Genomic DNA, 15,060 nt, shown 5'->3' with positions numbered 1-15,060 from the left:
CGCAATGGCCGACGAGAACACGCCCGTCACCTCTGAAGAGGGCGGCGTCATCGCCCAGCGTGTCGAGCCCGTCGGGCTCGAGACGGAGATGCAGCGTTCGTACCTGGACTACGCGATGTCCGTCATCGTGTCCCGTGCGCTGCCGGACGTCCGGGACGGTCTCAAGCCCGTCCACCGCCGCGTCCTGTACGCCATGTACGACGGCGGCTACCGCCCCGAGCGCGGCTTCTACAAGTGCGCGCGCGTGGTCGGCGACGTCATGGGCAACTACCACCCCCACGGCGACTCCTCGATCTACGACGCCCTGGTGCGCCTCGCCCAGCCGTGGTCGATGCGGATGCCGCTGGTCGACTCCAACGGCAACTTCGGCTCCCCGGGCAACGACCCGGCGGCGGCCATGCGCTACACCGAGTGCAAGATGGCGCCGCTGTCGATGGAGATGGTCCGTGACATCGACGAGGAGACCGTCGACTTCACGGACAACTACGACGGCCGCTCCCAGGAGCCGACCGTTCTGCCGGCCCGCTTCCCGAACCTGCTGATCAACGGTTCGGCCGGTATCGCGGTCGGCATGGCCACCAACATCCCGCCGCACAACCTGCGCGAGGTCGCGGCCGGCGCCCAGTGGTACCTGGAGAACCCGGAGGCCTCGCACGAGGAGCTCCTGGACGCCCTCATGGAGCGCATCAAGGGCCCCGACTTCCCGACCGGCGCCCTCGTCGTCGGCCGCAAGGGCATCGAGGAGGCGTACCGCACCGGCCGTGGCTCCATCACCATGCGCGCGGTCGTCGAGGTCGAGGAGATCCAGAACCGCCAGTGCCTGGTGGTCACGGAACTGCCGTACCAGACCAACCCCGACAATCTCGCGCAGAAGATCGCCGACCTGGTGAAGGACGGCAAGGTCGGCGGCATCGCGGACGTCCGGGACGAGACGTCGTCGCGTACGGGCCAGCGACTCGTGATCGTCCTGAAGCGTGACGCGGTCGCCAAGGTCGTACTGAACAACCTCTACAAGCACACGGATCTGCAGTCGAACTTCGGCGCCAACATGCTGGCGCTCGTCGACGGCGTTCCGCGCACGCTGTCCCTGGACGCGTTCATCCGGCACTGGGTGGCGCACCAGATCGAGGTCATCGTCCGCCGTACGAAGTTCCGGCTGCGCAAGGCCGAGGAGCGGGCGCACATCCTGCGCGGCCTGCTGAAGGCCCTGGACGCCATCGACGAGGTCATCGCGCTGATCCGGCGCAGTGACACCGTGGACATCGCGCGCACGGGCCTGATGGAGCTCCTGGAGATCGACGAGATCCAGGCGAACGCCATCCTCGAGATGCAGCTGCGGCGACTGGCCGCCCTGGAGCGCCAGAAGATCGTCCAGGAGCACGACGAACTCCAGGCGAAGATCACCGAGTACAACGAGATCCTCGCCTCGCCGGTGCGCCAGCGCGGCATCGTCAGCGCCGAACTCGCCGCGATCGTCGAGAAGTACGGCGACGACCGCAAGACCATGCTGGTGCCCTACGACGGCGACATGTCCATCGAGGACCTCATCGCCGAGGAGGACATCGTCGTCACGGTGTCGCGCGGCGGTTACGTCAAGCGCACCAAGGCCGTCGACTACCGCGCCCAGAAGCGCGGCGGCAAGGGCGTTCGCGGGACGAAGCTCAAGGAAGACGACATCGTCGACCACTTCTTCGTCTCCACCACGCACCACTGGCTGCTGTTCTTCACCAACAAGGGCCGCGTCTACCGGGCCAAGGCGTACGAACTGCCGGACGCCGGGCGGGACGCGCGCGGACAGCACGTCGCCAACCTGCTGGCCTTCCAGCCGGACGAGGCGATCGCCGAGATCCTCGCGATCCGTGACTACGACGCCGCGCCGTACCTGGTGCTCGCCACCAAGGCGGGTCTGGTCAAGAAGACGTCACTGAAGGATTACGACTCTCCGCGTTCCGGTGGCGTCATCGCCATCAATCTGCGGGAGCGCGAGGACGGTTCGGACGACGAACTGATCGGTGCCGAACTCGTCTCGGCCGACAGCGATCTGCTTCTGATCAGCAAGAAGGCGCAGTCGATCAGGTTTACCGCCTCGGACGACACCCTGCGTCCCATGGGCCGTGCCACCTCGGGTGTCAAGGGCATGAGCTTCCGCGAGGGCGACGAGCTGCTCTCGATGAATGTTGTTCGACCCGGTACGTTCGTGTTCACTGCTACGGACGGCGGGTACGCGAAGCGGACCCCCGTCGACGAGTACCGCGTCCAGGGTCGTGGCGGCCTCGGCATCAAGGCTGCCAAGATCGTGGAGGACCGCGGATCGCTCGTCGGTGCGCTGGTGGTCGAGGAGACCGACGAGATCCTCGCCATCACGCTGTCCGGCGGTGTGATTCGTACGCGAGTCAACGGGGTCAGGGAGACGGGCCGTGACACCATGGGCGTCCAACTGATCAACCTGGGCAAGCGCGATGCCGTCGTCGGCATCGCACGTAACGCCGAGGCGGGACGTGAGGCGGAGGAGGTCGACGGCGATGTGGCCGACGACGAGACCGTCGACGGTGCCGCCGAGACCATCGGCACGGACGAGGGTGAGGCACCCTCGGCCGAGTAGCACGAGGAGAGAGTCATCGTGAGCGGAGCCACGGGCGCCGGATCGACCGGAACCTCTAGGGGGTCCTCCCCCGGCACGGAGGCGGACGGCGGCGGCCGTGGCTCCGCCGCGCGTGCGGCCGACGGACGGGCGACAGACGGACGGGCGAGTGACGCGCGGGCGACAGAACCGCACACGACAGATACGCACACGACTCAACTCAAGGCGATCAAGCCGCCCGCGACCCAGTCGCGCTCGCCCGAGACTCATGGATCCCAGGGGGGACCTGTGACGGACACCCAGCCGCCGGCCCAGCCGACGGCGCCCGCCGCACCGCCGAGGGGGGCGGCCCAGCCGCAGCCTCAGCCCGCGGTACAGCCCCAGCCTTCGCCCTCTCCGCTTCCGGGGGAACGGCAGCCGCAGCAGCAGGCCGGCCCGTACCACCCGCCGCAGGCCTACCCGACCCAGGGCGCCGCGGCCGGTACCGTACGCCGCCCGCGCACCGGTGCGCGCACCATGCCCCGTACCCGCAAGGCGCGTCTGCGGGTGGCCAAGGCCGACCCGTGGTCCGTCATGAAGGTCAGCTTCCTGCTCTCCATCGCGCTCGGCATCTGCACGATCGTCGCGGCCGCCGTGCTGTGGATGGTCATGGACGCGATGGGCGTCTTCTCGACGGTCGGCGGGACGATCTCCGAGGCGACCGGCTCCAACGAGTCGAACGGCTTCGACCTCCAGGCGTTCCTCTCCCTGCCGAACGTCCTGATGTTCACGTCGATCATCGCGGTCATCGACGTCGTCCTCGCGACGGCGCTCGCGACTCTCGGCGCGTTCATCTACAACCTCTCCGCGGGCTTCGTCGGCGGCGTCGAGCTGACGCTGGCCGAGGACGAGTAACGCTGCCCCAAACCTGCGGGGGCGGTCCTCCGGGAACCGATTTTGGGACTGCCCACGTCGTGCGCTAATCTTCAGGAGTCAGCGCGCGGGACACACTCCGCAGAGCGCGGCGGGGCTATAGCTCAGTTGGTTAGAGCGCATCCCTGATAAGGATGAGGCCACAGGTTCAAATCCTGTTAGCCCCACCAGCACGAAGACCCTCAACCGATCACGGTTGGGGGTTTTTGTCGTCCGGAGTGTTTCGCCGTCGGGGGTTTGGCGTCTACGAGAGTCATAAGCTGGCTGCATCTCGACTTCAGGCCTGATGACCAGGCCGCCGAGGTGGCTCGCCTTGAGGCTCACGGCGCCAAGCGGGTCGACATCGGCCAGGGGGACCAGTCGTGGGTGGTCATGGCCGACTCGGAAGGCAAACGGGTTCTGTGTCCTGGGCCAACGGTGTCAGTGAGGCCCCTGAGCGGGTCGGGGGCCGGTGAACACGGGGGCGCGTCCATCGGTGCGGTGACCTCGGGAGTACGTCCTCTTGATTCGCCCGGAGGCGAAGACCTTCAGCCGGTTCCGGTCGGGGTCTTCGGCGTGCGGGCGGGTGTCTCCGTGCGGGTGTTTGCGTGCGGTGCTGGGTGCGACGTCATCACACTTCTTCGGGGCCTCTTCGCTGCCTCTTTGGTACGTCTTCGCTGCGTCATCGTTGCGCCTGTGGTGCGTCTTCGGTGCGTCTGTGGTGCGTCCGTGGTGCGTCTTCGGCGGGTCATAGGGCGGAGCGGGGCGGGGGTGTCACACGCAGTCCGCGCCGACCGGTTCGGCTGTGGCCGCTTCCGTGTCCGGGGCCAGCTCCGTGGCCGTGTCCGTGGCCGTGTCGGCGAGGGAGCCGGAGCGGCAGCTGGGGGTCTTGCCGTGGGCCTCTGCCCGGATCCGCTGCTTCATCGTGGGAGGCAGGGACCTGTCGTGGGACCAGAGCCCCTGGGACACCGCCGGGGGCTCCGGGTGGGCGGCGGCGCTGTTGCGGGCCGGCTGGTTCTGCGGTACCGCGGCGGCGGTGGTCGTCGTGATGAGTCCGAGCGCCGTGAACAGCGCGAGGAAGGCGGTGATGACGACGGTCCACAGCTTCATGACCTTGTTCTGGGCCATGGTCCCTCACTTTCGGGTTGGGCGATTTGCGTACTTTCCTCATGATGTGTATGAGCGCCGCGAAATCACGGACCCGAGTCTGTGGCGCGTGGATCTTCCGATGAACACCACACGGATGGGTGCATAAAGGGCGAAAAATAGGAGAACTGGTGCGATAGGGGTCGAAATGGTAGTCCGTGGAGGTGTGATCACTCTCTGGTCGGAGGTCCCTGTTCCGCTTCTACTGGGCCGTTCTCGACGGGAGTTGAGGGCCCGGACGCAGGTCACCGATCGGTATCGGTCGGTGTGTATAGTCGGGCGCCAGAGGTCCCCTACGTCAAGGAAAGACGAGGTAGCGCGGTGAAGAAGCTGCTCCTGGTCGCACTGGCCGCCATCGGCGGGCTCCTCGTGTACCGCCAGATCCAGGCGGATCGCGCCGAGCAGGATCTGTGGACGGAGGCGACTGACTCCGTGCCCACGGGTTCGTGAGTACCGACATCCGATTCTGAACAGACCCCGGCCGTTGTTGCGGTCGGGGTTTTGTGTTGCCCATGGCCCGGCCCGGCTCCGGGACCGGCAGTGGCCGGGGGTGGCCAGGGGTTTCGGACGGTCGTACGGATTGCGAGGGTGGGGGGCGGCCCTGCGGGGCAGGATGGGCCACGGCTCCCGGCCGCACGGACGCCCGACCGCACGTCCGGGCATGTCGTGATCGGTGACGGTCGTAGGAGTTCGGGCGCGGGCACGGAGGGGTGGCGCGGGATGGGGCGGCGTACGGCGTGGTGGCGGGTGACCGTCATGGGGGTCGTGCTGGGCGCGGTGGCGGGTGCGCCGGGATCTCCTGGCTTCGCCGCCTCGACCTCTCCTCCCGCGTCCCCCTCCGCCTCTGCCACCTCTCCTTCATCGTCCGCCACGGCCTCCTCGTACGCTTTTGCCGAAGACGCCCCGTCGGTCACCGGAGCGACGGACACCGCGGACGCCGAGCGTCTCCGACCCGGCACGACCTATCGGAGTTCGCTGCCCAGCGACGGCAAGGTGTACTACCGCCTCGTGCTCGACGGCACATCGACCGTGTACGTCGCCGCGACGGCCGTACCCCCGACGGACGCCTCAGTCACCCCCACGGAAGGCGTCAGAGTGTCCGTGCAGGACGCCGAGGGCCGTTCCTGCTCCGCGCCCGACACCGCCAGCATCGGCGCCGGCCGCAGCCCGCGCCCCCTCACCGTGTGGGGCGCGCGTCAGCTCCCGACGAGCCGGTCACTGTGCCGGACCGCCGGTACGTACTACGTCGTCGTCGAGCGGGTGCTGCGCACCGCGTCCTCACCGGGTGACTGGGACCTGGAGCTCGCGCCCGTGCTGGAACCGGGGCTGCGGAAGGCCGGTTCGACCAGTGCGCCCGAGGCCTGGGACTCGGCCACCCCCTCGCCTCCCGGCGGGGAGTCCGTGCGGCTGCGGGGCGGCAAAGGCTTCGGCTCGGCGACCGCACTGGAACAAGGGGCCTGGCGCGACGACCTACGGCCCGGGCAGACGCTGTTCTACAAGGTGCCGGTCGACTGGGGACAGCAGGTGTACGCGACCGCCGATCTGAGCAGTGCGAGCGGTGGCGGGGCGGGGGGTGGCTTTGTGCCGGGGGGCGTGAATCTGGCCCTGTACAACCCCGTACGCGGACTCGTCGACGACACCAGCATCAGCTACAACGGCAGCCAGAAGTCCGGTGCGCTCGCTGCGCTGCCGCCGGTGGGGTACGACAACCGGTACGCCGTTTCCGACCGGGTGGGCGGGATGCGGTTCGCCGGGTCCTACTACCTCGTCGTCCATCTCGCCGCTCGAGTGGGCGAGGACTTCGGCGACGGGCCGTTCGAGCTGACGCTGAGGGTGAGGGTGAAGGGGGCGGCGACGGCCGGGCCTGGTTACGCGGGGCAGTCCGAGCCCTCGGGGATCTTCCAGGTGGGGCTGCTTGGGCGGGCTTCGGGGGCGGTGGGGGACGCGGGTGCGAGCGATGGTGACGGTGGTGGGGCGGGTGGCGGTGGCACCGGGATGAAGCTGGTCGCCGTCGGGGGGATCGGGGCGGGGACCGTGGTGCTGGTGGTTCTCGGGGTGTGGGTTGCGGTGGGGCGGCGGAGGGCTGCCGGGGTGTAGGGCGTGGGGGGCGCTGCGGAGGTACGTGACGGGGCGGGGCTCGGCGACTGAACGGTTCGGTTCCGGGGGCTTGGGATGAGCGGGGCGATGCGGGCGATGCGGGCGATGCGGGGGTCGGAGCTCGGGGTTGACGCCTGCCTGCTTGTGTGCGGCTTTCTTGCCGTCGGTCGGGGGACTGCCTGCGGCGGCGCGCTGCGGGTAGTGCGGGCCCACAGGTGATCCGGGGCTGGGGAGCTCCCCCCCGAGGGTGTGGGTGGTGTGGCTGCTCAAAGTGCCGTTTGTGGGGACGATCGTCTGTCGAGATGGCCGTCTGCTGAGACGGCGGTCTGTCGAGGTGGCGGTCTGCTGTGACGGCGGTCTGCCGAGATGCCGGTCCGTCCGGAATGCCGGGATCTCAGATCTGGCTGAGTGCCCAGAACCCCACGGCGTAGCAGGCCAGGGCCAGGAGCAGGAGGGGGATCGCCACCTTTGCGGGTGGGCCGCTGCGGCGCGCTTGCGAAAGTGACGGGGCGGGAGGTGGAACCTGCGGGCTCTGAGCGGTGTACGAAGCAGTAGAGGTAGCGGCGTGGAGCTGGTGCTGGACCGGTGGCGGAGCCTGCGTGGGGAAGCGTGCGGCGCGGGGTTGGGGGGAGGGCAGGACATGAGTGGGGGGTGTGGGGTCGTGGGGGGAGTCGTAGGCGGAGGGGGCCGGGGGCGCAGGCCGACGTGGTTGGGCTTGGGCCTGTGGTTGGGGGTGGTGCGCCTGCGCGTGATGCTCCGGTGGAGTGGAGGGCCGGGAGCCGGAGTTCGGGGGGAGGGGCGGCGGCAGATGGAAGCTGCCGGTGTCCGACAACGGGGGTGGGTTGGTGGGAGCGGGCCAGGGGGTTCCGCGGCCGGTGGTGGGGGAGGGCGCGTCGGTGCCGGTGTGCGGAGGGGTAGTTGGCGTGTCGGGGCCTGGGGAGGACGGGGTGCCGGCCTCGCGGGGCCAGGAGAGCGGGTGGGCCTGTTCTGGCCATGGCGCCGGGTTCGGTTCCCTGGGCCAGGACGGCGAGTTCGCCTCGGCGGACCAGGGTGGTGTGTTTCCTTCGGCGGGTCCCTCCTCGGGAGGTCTTCCGGGGGCCTCGCTGCCCTCTCCGGGCCAGGACGCGCCGTTTCCTTGGCCCGGCCAGGAGACCGCCCCGTATGGCTCGCCGGGCTGAGACCCAGGTCTGCTCGGCTCGCCGGGTCGGTAGTCGAACCCGTAGGGAGGTTCATCGGCCCCACCTCGCTGGTAAGGCGGCTCACTTGCCTCGTGGGGCTGGGAAGGAAGTCCGCTTACCTCTCTGGGCCAGGAGGGGACCTCACCGGGTATCTCGGGGTGGGAGGACCGTCCGTGTCCTTCGCCGGACCAGTCGGTCGCTCCCCTTGCCTCCCCGGGCTGGGAGGGGGTGCTGCTCACTTCCCCGGGCTGCGACCCCACGCCGTGTCCTTCACCGGACCAGGGGGGTGTCCCCCTCGCCTCTCCGGGCTGGGAGAGAGGCGGTTCATTTCCCACACCGAACCAGGAGGGTGCCCCGCCTGCCCCACCTTGCCCGGAAGCCACGCCGTCCCCCTGGCCGGGCCAAAGCATCCCGTCGGCCTCACCCGCACCGGGCGCAGCACCGGCACCGGACAGCCCAGCAGCACCACCAGATCTCGCACCGGAACCCGGTTCAGCACCGGCCCCAGCACCACCGGCCCCGACGCCGGCACCCGACCCAGCACCACTGGGCCGGGCCCCCGACGCAGCACCACCGGGCCCGACACCGCCCCCACCGGCACCCGACCCAGCACCACCGGCCCCGACACCGCCCCCGGCACCACCGGCCCCCGACCCAGCATCAGCCCCTCCGCCGGCCCCCCGCCAGAAAGCTCCCCCATTCCCTCCGCCGCCCGCAAAAGCCCCCGCGTTTCCTCCGCCGGCCTCGGAAGGAACCCCGCTCCCTCCGCCGCCCCCAAAGGAACCCCCGCTCGCGTCACCCGTCCCGAAGCGCGCCCCTCCCCCCGTCCCGGATCCCCCGTTCCGTGTCCTGTTCGGGTCCACGCCCGGTGCCCGCTTGAGTGGTCCTTCCGGGCCGAACCCGGGCGGCAAGGGGCCGAGTTGGTCGAAGATCTCGATGGACTCGTCGTCGGGGCCGGGGTCCGGGAGGAGTTCTCTGGCGGCGGCGAGGGCTTTGCGGGCCCCCGTCGCGGTGCGGAAACGGGCCTGGGGATCCGGCTGGAGGAGAGAGGCCACGACCTGCCAGAGTGGGTCGGGGACGCTCTGGGGCGCGCCGGGGGTGCCATGGGCGGCGAAGTACTGGATGAGCGCCTTGGTGTCGGGCTTGGCACCCTCCAGGAGGTACAGCGCGACCAGGCCGACGGCGAACAGGTCGGCGGGGAAGTCCGGTTCCGCGCCCATCATCTGCTCGGGGGCGAGATAACCGGGCGTACCCACGACGAGGTTGGTCTCGGTCAGGCGGGGCTCACCCAACCGCATGGCGATGCCGAAGTCGGACAGCCGCAGCCGTGGGCGGGCGGTGCCGGTGGCTTCGAGCAGGATGTTGGCGGGCTTGATGTCACGGTGCACGACACCTTCCGAGTGCACCGCGGCCAGCCCCGCGAGGAGTTGGTCGAGCAGGGTGCAGACGAACGCGGGCGGCAGGGGGCCGTAGTCCCCGACCAGATGGACCAGCGAGCCACCGGCGACCAGGTCCATGGTGAACAGGACCTTGTCGTCGTCGGCGGCCCAGCTGGCGGGCGCGAGGACATGGGGATGGTCGATTCGCAGGGCCTGTTCGCGCACGAAGCGCAGCAGGGAGTGGGCGTCGCTCTGCAGCAGAACCTTGGCTGCCACATACCTGCGGCGCCGGTGGTCCCAGGCACGCCAGACGGCGCCGACGCCTCCGCGTCCGATCGGATCGGCCAGTTCGTACCGGCCGGCGAACACCTCACCCATGACTGCGCGTCGCTCCTCCCCCTGCGGTTACCCCCGTTGCTTCCCCCTCGATGAGCGATACGACCCCTCGTGGCCTCCCCGATGAGAGATACGGCCCCGTGTTCCTCGTCTCCTCGGCGGGCGACACACCCCCGTATGTCGCCCGCCGGTGAGGAGTGCGACCCCCTCGCGCTCCTCCGTCGCACCGCACGGCCCCCCGCCCGGCTGCCGAACCCCCTTCGGCGACCGGACGGGCGGCTCAGTTCTGGTGGGACTGGTAGTGCGTGACCGCGTCGGAGGTGCGGCCGGCGCCGTAGACACGGAGGAACTCTGCCAGTTCCGGGTGGGTCGGGGCGAGAGTGTCGGCCGCGTCGATGATGTCTCCCGCGGCCGCCACCGAGCGCAGCAGCGACTGGATCTCGCGGACGACCCGCTTGACCGTCGGCGCGCCCGAACTGCTGGTCGTGGTCGTGGTGTTGCTGAGCACCGAGCCCCCCTGCGACTTCTTGATCTCGTCCATGCGCTCGGTCGCCTCGGCCGCGCTCACGCTGCCGTCCGCGACCTGCCCCGCCAGGTCCTGCAGCAGCTGCACCCGCTGGACCACGGCGGGATTGCCGATCTTCGCCCGCTGACCGCTCATCAGCTGTGACAGCATCGGAGCCGACAGTCCCAGCACCCCCGCGAGACGAGCCTGGTTGAGGCCGAGGTCGTCTATGAGCTTACGGAAGAGCGCCCCCAGCGGCTCCCCATACCAGTTCCGCTGCAGTTCCCGCGCTCTTGCGGTCGCTTCCTGCTGTGCGGCGTCCATGTGCGTCTCCCCATCGCTTCCCCAAAAAACCGTGGTTCGCGACAGCGAACCACGCCGAGCATCTTACGGAGAGTGGTCGTTCGCGGGGACCCCCAATCTTTTTGCGGAATACCGGGGGTGACCCGGTACTCTGGTCTGCGGCGCCCACCGGCAAGTGGTTCTTGCGGCGGACGTCACTCTTCCCGGGGCCTTAGCTCAGTTGGTAGAGCGCTGTCTTTGCATGGCAGATGTCAGGGGTTCGACTCCCCTAGGCTCCACTCCAAGATCCCCTCCGACCTGCGGATACGCGGGCGGAGGGGTTTTTCGTGCGGGAGCCGGGAGCGGTGGCTCCGCGAGTCATGCGGCCTGCCGATCCCCGCACCGCACCGGCCGTCGGTCTGCCCGCAGCCTCCGAGCCGCTGCCGCGCCTGCATGGATCCGAGCACCCCCTCCGCGCGCCAGGACGTGGCCGTCCGCCTACTTCATCAGCGAGCGATACACCGCAGACGACCTCGGATGGGCCCGGCAGCCCCACACCCCGTGCGGGCAGTAGTCGGTGATGGCCTGGTACAGGGGCCGCTGACGGGCGAACCAGGTGAGCATGCCGCGCATGTACGCCGGGTCGTCGCCGTTCTTGTACAGGCCCCACTCCTGGTACGAGAAGGGCTTGCCGTGAGCGCGGGCGAAGCGGACGTGGGCGCGCAGCCCGTACGGCTCGCTCACCTGCTCGGTGAAGCCGAGACCGCGCGGGGCGTCGTAGGCGTCCATGCCGATGATGTCGACGACCTCGTCGCCCGGATAACAGCGCGGCCACGGGATCGCGTCGCGGCCTCGGTTCGGCGTGAACTCGAAGCGCAGGCGCTGACCGGGCACCGAGCGCATCGCGCGCACGATCCTCGTCCAGTACGCCTTCCACGCGGCCGGGTCCGGGCCGCAGCGGTGGGTGTAGGTGGTGCCGTTCATCTCCCAACCGAGGACGACGATCGTGTCCGGGACGCCGAGAGCCGTCAGCCGCCGGGTCAGGGCGCGGAAATGGCCGTCGTAGTCGCCGTTCGCCCCACGCCGAAGCTGTTCGCGGACCACACCGTCGGGGAGGTCGGCCTCCGTGTGTTCCAGCATCGGCACGTTCAGGACGAACATCCGCCGCGGATCCGCCCGCCGCCACGCCGCCCATGACTCCAGGTAGTCAGGCGCCCCCTCGATGTTGCTCCAGCGGTCGCCGGGCAGATACACGTGCCCCACCCGGGGCGCGGGACCGCCCAGCCAGGCACCGAGCGCGCCAATGCGCCCCACGTCGGCGGGCTCGTAGCCGACGTACGCGCCGTACGGGGAAACCGCCGCGGGCTCGGGGTCACGGGCGGCGGTGCAGGCCGAGGCCAGGAGCAGCAGTACGACGGCCAGGGCGAGCGGCCCGCGGCGCGAGGACTTCATCAGGGCGGCGGTCCATCCGGTGCGAAGACATGTCCCCGCGACTGTGGCGCACGGGAACCCTGCCGCACCGGCCCGGCCACACTGTCGGGTGAACACGACGGTGGGGCGGAGAAGTTCCGCCCCACCCCTGGTACACGCCGGTGTCGGCGTCAGCGCCCTTCGTCGTGCTTCGCGGCGTCCTCCTCGGCCTCCTTCGCCTGGACCTCCGGGTCCAGGACGGACTGGCCGGTGCCGTCCACGGACGTCAGCCGACCCGTCTCGGGTACCTCGGTCGCGGCGGGCGGCTCGACCAGCCAGTCGGGGTTGGCCTGCTTGTCCCACCACTTCCAGGCGGCGTAGGCGCCGCCCGCGACGAGGCCCGCGACCGCCAGCGCCTTGGCGAGCCGTCCTGCGCGGGCCCGCCGTTCGTGCTTGCGGACCAGCTTCTGGACCTCCTTCGGCGTGATCTGGCCACGCAGTGCGGCCAGTGCGGCCACGCTGCGGGCTGTGGCCTCCTCACGGACCGGGCCGGCCGCGGCGACGGCCTGCTCGATCCTGGGGCGGGAATAGTCGGCGGCCTGCCGAGCTGCCTTGCGAGTGCGTACAGCGGCCTCGTGGGCGGCCTGGTCGACCTTCGGCGGAACATGCGTACGGGCCTGCTCCAGACGCGGCGCGACATGAGCGCCGTACTGGACACGCGCCTGCTCGGCCGCCAGGGAAACCTTGGGCGCGAGCCGTACGCGTGCCTCCGTCGCGTAGTGCGAGGCCTTGTCCTTGGCCGTGTCGGCGTAGGGCGCCACCACTTCCGCGGCGTGCAGCACGCTGTCCTTCGCCGAGCCGGTCGCGGCGCGCACGCTGTCGATGCGGGTCACGGGATCCTCCTCCTCGGTGGCGTACGGTAATTCGACTTTCCACCCTTTTACGGATCATGCCTGCCGGAGTGCAGCCCGGCACCTGAGGGCGGGCATCCGGATCAATAACGGATGAATACGTGGCAACAGGAGCTTGTCGACGACAATGCCACGGATCGCCGCTCCGCGCCCCTGCCCGGGCCCTCCTCGGCCGGATCCGTGCGAGGATCGGTGGGGCACAAGAAGACAACGGAAGGCAGATCGTGGCCGAGCAGCTTTACGCCACCCTGAAGACCAACCACGGCGACATCGAAGTCCGGCTTCTGCCGAACCACGCCCCGAAGACGGTCAGGAACTTCGTCGAACTCGCCCAGGGCGAGCGCGAGTGGACGCACCCCGGCACCGGTGAGAAGTCCACCAAGAGGCTCTACGACGGCACGATCTTCCACCGCGTCATCAGCGGCTTCATGATCCAGGGCGGCGACCCGCTGGGCACCGGCATCGGCGGCCCGGGCTACGAGTTCGAGGACGAGTTCCACCCCGACCTCGGCTTCAACAAGCCCTACCTGCTCGCCATGGCCAACGCCGGCCCCGGCACCAACGGCTCGCAGTTTTTCATCACCGTCTCCCCGACGGCCTGGCTGAACCGCAAGCACACCATCTTCGGCGAGGTCACCGACCCGGCCAGCCAGAAGGTCGTCGACGCCATCGCCGGCGTCAAGACCACCCGCCCCAACGACCGCCCGGTGAACGACGTCGTCATCGAGCAGGTCGTCGTGGAGACCCGCCAGGGCTGAGCCCCGGGCAGCTCCACGCAGGGAACCAAACGCCCCGCTCAACCGTAAGGATGAGCGGGGCGGTGCATGTGGGCACGACGACCCAGGGCGACTTAGGGGATGGCATGAATCAGGAGGCGGGCAGCACACCGGAGGCCCAGAACCTGCCTGGCTGCTACCGGCACCCGGACCGTGAGACCGGCATCCGCTGCACCCGCTGCGAGCGCCCGATCTGCCCCGAGTGCATGGTCAGCGCCTCCGTCGGCTTCCACTGCCCCGAGTGCGTGCGCGACGGGGGCGGCAGCGGACCGGCTCCGGCCACGGCGAGGCCCCGCACCATCGCGGGCGGCGCGGTCACGGCCGACCCCCGGCTGTTCACCAAGATCCTGATCGGGATCAATGTCGCGGTGTTCATCGCCATCCAGGCCAACGCGTCCCTGGCGGCGGACCTCAGCCTTGTCGGGGCCTATCCGGCGCCGCCGTTCTTGCTCACCGAGGGAGTCGCGGACGGGCAGTACTACCGCCTGGTCACCTCGATGTTCGCGCACCAGGAGATCTGGCACATCGGCTTCAACATGCTGAGCCTGTGGTGGCTCGGCGGCCCGCTCGAAGCGGCCCTGGGCCGCGCGCGCTATCTCGCGGTCTATGTCGTCTCCGGTCTCGCGGGCAGCGCCCTGGCCTACCTGCTGGCCGATCCGGGCACCCAGACGCTCGGCGCCTCCGGTGCCATCTTCGGCCTCTTCGGCGCCACCGCGGTCCTGATGCGGCGGCTCAACTACGACCTGCGGCCGATCATCGCGCTCCTGGTGATCAACCTGATCTTCACCTTCGGCTGGAGCAGCATCTCCTGGCAGGCCCACATCGGCGGCCTCGTCGCCGGTCTCATCACGGGCTACGGCATGGTCCACGCCCCGCGTGAGCGGCGGGCACTCGTGCAGTACGGGACCTGTGCGCTGGTACTGCTGGTAGTCGTGGTCATGATTCTGGTCAGAACCGCCCAGCTGACCTGACGGGTCCGCGACCCCTCTGAGCGGCCCGTTGTCCACAGAGAGTCCCGGATCTTGTGCATACAGTGCGGGAACAGCTGTGCCCCCTGCGTCTGAACCGTGTTTGTGCAGGTCAGGCAGGGGGCGAACAGGCTTGCGGAGACTGGTGTGATGGTCGCACCGGCGTCAACACTCGATGAGTTATCCACAGATCGTAGTCTTTTCCCCAGGCCCTGTGGAAATTGCTCCAGGCTGTGGATAACTCAGCGGATACCCCTGGGGAGAGCTACTTCCACTGGGTGGAGACGCCGAATCCGGCGGCGATGAAACCGAAGCCCACCACGATGTTCCAGTTGTCCAGGGCATCGATGGGCAGTGAGCCGTCGGTCACATAGAAGACGACGATCCAGGCGAGCCCGATGAGGAACATGGCCAGCATCACAGGGGCGACCCAGGCGCGGCTGTTGAGCTTGATGGCGGTCGCCTGCTTCGCCGGGGGCGGCGTGTAGTCGGCCTTCTTGCGGATACGTGACTTCGGCACGAGGGTCTCTCCTGTCGATGCGCTGCGTGGCCGCGCAGGTAACTGGTCGGGCTCGGGGCAGCGTACAAGGGGACACTGAG

Annotated in this window: 11 protein-coding genes, 2 tRNA genes and 2 pseudogenes; 9 read left to right on the top strand and 6 right to left on the bottom strand. The window is 69.5% G+C overall.

The features are described from left to right. Positions 1-4: 4 nt before the first annotated feature. From gyrA to ABZT93_RS17970, 4 genes and pseudogenes are all read left to right on the top strand, one after another. Complete coding sequence (gyrA, locus tag ABZT93_RS17985) at positions 5-2,602, top strand: DNA gyrase subunit A (RefSeq protein ID WP_356105438.1); 2,598 nt, start codon at positions 5-7, stop codon at positions 2,600-2,602. Positions 2,603-2,620: 18 nt separating this feature from the next. After that, entirely contained in the window at positions 2,621-3,475 is an 855-nt protein-coding gene (locus ABZT93_RS17980) for a DUF3566 domain-containing protein (RefSeq protein ID WP_356105436.1), read from the top strand. A 111-nt stretch (positions 3,476-3,586) separates the two neighbouring features. Then, positions 3,587-3,663: transfer RNA gene (locus tag ABZT93_RS17975), tRNA-Ile, on the top strand. A gap of 94 nt (positions 3,664-3,757) precedes the next feature. Continuing rightward, positions 3,758-3,920: pseudogene (locus ABZT93_RS17970) on the top strand (VOC family protein); the annotation flags it as partial. A 326-nt stretch (positions 3,921-4,246) separates the two neighbouring features. Here ABZT93_RS17970 and ABZT93_RS17965 read toward each other — a convergent pair. After that, positions 4,247-4,600 carry a DUF6344 domain-containing protein gene (locus tag ABZT93_RS17965; RefSeq protein ID WP_356105433.1) on the bottom strand — a complete coding sequence of 118 codons (354 nt, stop codon included), beginning with the start codon at positions 4,598-4,600 and terminating at the stop codon, positions 4,247-4,249. Between the two features lie 339 nt (positions 4,601-4,939). Between ABZT93_RS17965 and ABZT93_RS17960 the strand changes: the two genes are divergently transcribed. Together ABZT93_RS17960 and ABZT93_RS17955 are read left to right on the top strand one after the other, a co-directional pair. After that, complete coding sequence (locus ABZT93_RS17960) at positions 4,940-5,068, top strand: DLW-39 family protein (RefSeq protein WP_003999697.1); 129 nt, start codon at positions 4,940-4,942, stop codon at positions 5,066-5,068. A gap of 270 nt (positions 5,069-5,338) precedes the next feature. Beyond that, on the top strand, positions 5,339-6,715 hold the full coding sequence (locus tag ABZT93_RS17955) for a hypothetical protein (protein WP_356105430.1): 1,377 nt from the start codon (positions 5,339-5,341) through the stop codon (positions 6,713-6,715). Positions 6,716-8,753: 2,038 nt separating this feature from the next. On the opposite strand, the pseudogene ABZT93_RS17950 reads toward ABZT93_RS17955, so the two are convergent. Together ABZT93_RS17950 and ABZT93_RS17945 are read right to left on the bottom strand one after the other, a co-directional pair. Then, a pseudogene (locus ABZT93_RS17950) lies at positions 8,754-9,650 on the bottom strand (serine/threonine-protein kinase); the annotation flags it as partial. Between the two features lie 238 nt (positions 9,651-9,888). Next, a complete protein-coding gene (locus ABZT93_RS17945; protein WP_031036313.1) occupies positions 9,889-10,437 on the bottom strand; it encodes a DNA-binding protein in 549 nt (182 codons plus the stop codon). Between the two features lie 184 nt (positions 10,438-10,621). Here ABZT93_RS17945 and ABZT93_RS17940 point away from each other — a divergent pair. Continuing rightward, positions 10,622-10,694: transfer RNA gene (locus ABZT93_RS17940), tRNA-Ala, on the top strand. A gap of 199 nt (positions 10,695-10,893) precedes the next feature. Here the strand turns inward: ABZT93_RS17940 and ABZT93_RS17935 are convergent. Together ABZT93_RS17935 and ABZT93_RS17930 are read right to left on the bottom strand one after the other, a co-directional pair. Continuing rightward, complete coding sequence (locus tag ABZT93_RS17935; protein WP_356105427.1) at positions 10,894-11,847, bottom strand: glycosyl hydrolase; 954 nt, start codon at positions 11,845-11,847, stop codon at positions 10,894-10,896. Between the two features lie 149 nt (positions 11,848-11,996). Beyond that, positions 11,997-12,698, bottom strand: coding sequence for a DUF5324 family protein (locus ABZT93_RS17930; RefSeq protein WP_356105425.1), 702 nt, complete (start codon positions 12,696-12,698; stop codon positions 11,997-11,999). A 242-nt stretch (positions 12,699-12,940) separates the two neighbouring features. Here ABZT93_RS17930 and ABZT93_RS17925 point away from each other — a divergent pair, with 242 nt between their 5' ends. Further along, positions 12,941-13,474 carry a peptidylprolyl isomerase gene (locus tag ABZT93_RS17925; RefSeq protein WP_280850479.1) on the top strand — a complete coding sequence of 178 codons (534 nt, stop codon included), beginning with the start codon at positions 12,941-12,943 and terminating at the stop codon, positions 13,472-13,474. A 104-nt stretch (positions 13,475-13,578) separates the two neighbouring features. Next, the gene (locus tag ABZT93_RS17920; RefSeq protein ID WP_356105423.1) at positions 13,579-14,463 is read left to right on the top strand and encodes a rhomboid family intramembrane serine protease; all 885 of its coding nucleotides are present in this window, start codon (positions 13,579-13,581) and stop codon (positions 14,461-14,463) included. A gap of 262 nt (positions 14,464-14,725) precedes the next feature. Here ABZT93_RS17920 and crgA read toward each other — a convergent pair whose 3' ends face one another. Then, complete coding sequence (gene crgA / locus ABZT93_RS17915; protein ID WP_020119474.1) at positions 14,726-14,980, bottom strand: cell division protein CrgA; 255 nt, start codon at positions 14,978-14,980, stop codon at positions 14,726-14,728. Positions 14,981-15,060: the final 80 nt, after the last annotated feature.

The organism is Streptomyces sp. NPDC005303 (assembly GCF_040607335.1).
Classification (GTDB): domain Bacteria; phylum Actinomycetota; class Actinomycetes; order Streptomycetales; family Streptomycetaceae; genus Streptomyces.
This window is presented reverse-complemented; position numbering and strand designations above follow the sequence as displayed.

Excerpts from the sequence above, each read along its gene's own strand:
- gyrA (WP_356105438.1), top strand. The coding sequence starts at position 5 with ATGGCCGACGAGAACACGCCCGTCACCTCTGAAGAGGGCGGCGTCATC.
- ABZT93_RS17965 (WP_356105433.1), bottom strand. The coding sequence starts at position 4,600 with ATGGCCCAGAACAAGGTCATGAAGCTGTGGACCGTCGTCATCACCGCC.
- ABZT93_RS17955 (WP_356105430.1), top strand. The coding sequence starts at position 5,339 with ATGGGGCGGCGTACGGCGTGGTGGCGGGTGACCGTCATGGGGGTCGTG.
- ABZT93_RS17945 (WP_031036313.1), bottom strand. The coding sequence starts at position 10,437 with ATGGACGCCGCACAGCAGGAAGCGACCGCAAGAGCGCGGGAACTGCAG.
- ABZT93_RS17935 (WP_356105427.1), bottom strand. The coding sequence starts at position 11,847 with ATGAAGTCCTCGCGCCGCGGGCCGCTCGCCCTGGCCGTCGTACTGCTG.
- ABZT93_RS17920 (WP_356105423.1), top strand. The coding sequence starts at position 13,579 with ATGAATCAGGAGGCGGGCAGCACACCGGAGGCCCAGAACCTGCCTGGC.